This is a genomic window from Longimicrobium sp., assembly GCF_036280135.1.
In the GTDB taxonomy this organism is placed as follows: Bacteria; Gemmatimonadota; Gemmatimonadetes; order Longimicrobiales; family Longimicrobiaceae; genus Longimicrobium.
The window spans coordinates 1-2105 of the sequence record NZ_DASURI010000974.1 but is presented as its reverse complement, the minus strand read 5'-3'; the positions used below and the strand labels follow the sequence as shown (position 1 = coordinate 2105).

The following is a 2105-nucleotide window of genomic DNA, read 5'->3' as shown; positions in this document are numbered from 1 at the left end:
GGAGAGGGTGCGAGCGACAGCGAGCGGGTGAGGGCCTTCCGCAGTTGCCGGCTATTCCCTGTTCCCTATTCCCTGCCGTTCCCCCTACTTCCTCGGCCCCACCAGCCACCGCGCCTCGGCCGTGGCCACCACGTCGCCGGCCGCGTCGCGGATGTCCGTGCGCACCACGATGTCGCGCTCGGCGTTGCTCTCCAGCACGGGCGCCGTGGCCTCGGCCGTCAGCGTGCCGCGCGCCTTCTTGGTGTAGTCGATGGACAGGCCCTTGAGGATGGACCGCGCGTCCGGCCGCATGGCGTAGTTCAGCGCCAGGCCCGTGGAGAGCTCGGCCAGGTTCATCAGCGCTACCGCGTGGATGCTGCGCAGGTGGTTGCGCACGATGCGCCGGTCGCGCAGGGTCACGCGCGCGTAGCCCTCGCGCAGCTCCTCCACCCGCGCGCCGATGGTGCCGCTGTACGGCACCAGCCGCCCCAGCAGCCAGCTGAAGACCGCCTTTCCCCCCGGCCGGCCGCTCCACTGCTGCCACTGCGCCCGGATCGCCCCCTCGGGTGTGCTCGCCGTCGTCGCCATTGCCGTCCTCGCCAGATTGTTACGTGAACGCCGCGGCGCATCCCCCGGCCGGCGGGTCGTTGAAGGTCCATCCCGCGAACGCGGAATCATTTAGCCCACTGAGCGGCGCTCGTCCAGAGCCGCGCATCGGTGGCGAGCGGATTCGGACGGGATTAAGCTGTGCGCCCCGCGTGAAACATTCGGCGTGGCGGCGGGGTGTCTATGCCCGTTCCGCCGCACCGACGAACCCTTTTTGACCCTCCCGTGAAGCCAATCATCCCGTTCGCGGCGCTTGCGTGCGCCCTGGCCGCCCCACCCGCCGCCGCGCAGGACGCGCCGCGCGCCACCTCCGTGTCGCTGGGCATCGGCGGCGGTACGTCCGTGGGCCTGTGGCGCGACCTGTCACCGCGCGTTCGCGCCGGCGTGGAGGCCGGCACCGACGTCTCGCGCCTCGAGGGCGACGACGGCGGGGAGGACTACACGAGCTTCTTCGTGGAGCCCACCCTGAAGATCTTTTCCGGCGCGGACGGCGACCTGCGCCCGTACACCCTGGTGGGCGTGTACGGGCAGCAGTACGGGCAGCGGTACGAGAACGTCGATCCCGACGCGGAAAGCGAGTGGCGCCGCCGCGAGCTGGGCGCCCGGGTGGGCCTGGGGCTGGAGTGGGCGCCCATCAGCCGCGTGGCCATCGGTGGGCACGTGGGCGCCAGCGCCGGCTACCTGGAATCGGTGAACGAGAGCACGCTGAGCGACGACTCAAAGGCGGATGGATGGGCCGTTCGCACGTTCAGCTCGGGCCTCGTCGCGCACCTGTTCTTCTGATCCGCGTCCAACCACAACCAGACATCCACCGACGCATGCAGATTCGCTTCCTGGCCGCCGCCGCGGCCGCCGTGCTGGCCTTTTCCGCGCCCCTCCGGGCCCAGGACGCCGACTCCGCCTTCGCCCCCAACGGGCTGCGGCCCGGCGCGTGGTCGCTCTCCTTTGCCGCGCCGGGATCGGGCTCCGGCGAGCGCGCCACGCTGGGCGCGTGGAGGATGGTGGGCGCGCGCACCAACCTGGGCGTGACGCTGGGCCTTGCCCTGAGCGACTCCGAGCGCGACGACGACGGGCAGGACACCGAGGAGACGGACACCTCCCTGCAGCTGGGCATCAACGCCCGGCGGTACCTGGCGCTCACCCGCGGCGTCGCGCCGTACGTGCAGGGCGGCGTGTTCGCCGGCACCAGCACGCAGCAGCGGGAGGTCGCGGATTTCGAAGACCGCGTGGAGAGCAACTTCGTGGGTGCCGAGGTGGCCGTGGGCGCCGAGTGGTTCCCCGTCCGCCAGTTCAGCGTGGCCGGGCACACGGGCCTGCGCGCGCTGCGCAGCCAGGCGGAGCTGAGCGCCACGAACCCGGCGGACGACGAGAACGTCGACGCCTCGGGCACCGGCATCTCCACCTTTACCTCCGCCCTGTCGCTGCAGATCTACTTCTGAGAGGGTGTTGCCAACCCACTTGAGTGGAGGCCCCAGGAGCGTCATCCTGAGTCATTCGGCGCTACGCGCACCCTGCGGGAT

General features: G+C 71.3%; 3 protein-coding genes. 2 read left to right on the top strand and 1 reads right to left on the bottom strand.

The window, feature by feature from the left end:
* Window positions 1–84: 84 nt before the first annotated feature.
* Window positions 85–567, bottom strand: coding sequence for a hotdog fold domain-containing protein (locus VFZ20_RS31355; protein ID WP_329687919.1), 483 nt, complete (start codon window positions 565–567; stop codon window positions 85–87).
* 243 nt (window positions 568–810) lie between these two features.
* Between VFZ20_RS31355 and VFZ20_RS31350 the strand changes: the two genes are divergently transcribed.
* Both VFZ20_RS31350 and VFZ20_RS31345 read left to right on the top strand, forming a co-directional pair.
* A complete protein-coding gene (locus VFZ20_RS31350) occupies window positions 811–1368 on the top strand; it encodes a hypothetical protein (RefSeq protein ID WP_329687918.1) in 558 nt (185 codons plus the stop codon).
* A gap of 35 nt (window positions 1369–1403) precedes the next feature.
* Window positions 1404–2024, top strand: coding sequence for an outer membrane beta-barrel protein (locus tag VFZ20_RS31345; protein ID WP_329687917.1), 621 nt, complete (start codon window positions 1404–1406; stop codon window positions 2022–2024).
* Window positions 2025–2105: the final 81 nt, after the last annotated feature.

Coding starts and splice junctions, on each gene's coding strand:
- VFZ20_RS31355 (WP_329687919.1), bottom strand. CDS start 567: ATGGCGACGACGGCGAGCACACCCGAGGGGGCGATCCGGGCGCAGTGG.
- VFZ20_RS31345 (WP_329687917.1), top strand. CDS start 1,404: ATGCAGATTCGCTTCCTGGCCGCCGCCGCGGCCGCCGTGCTGGCCTTT.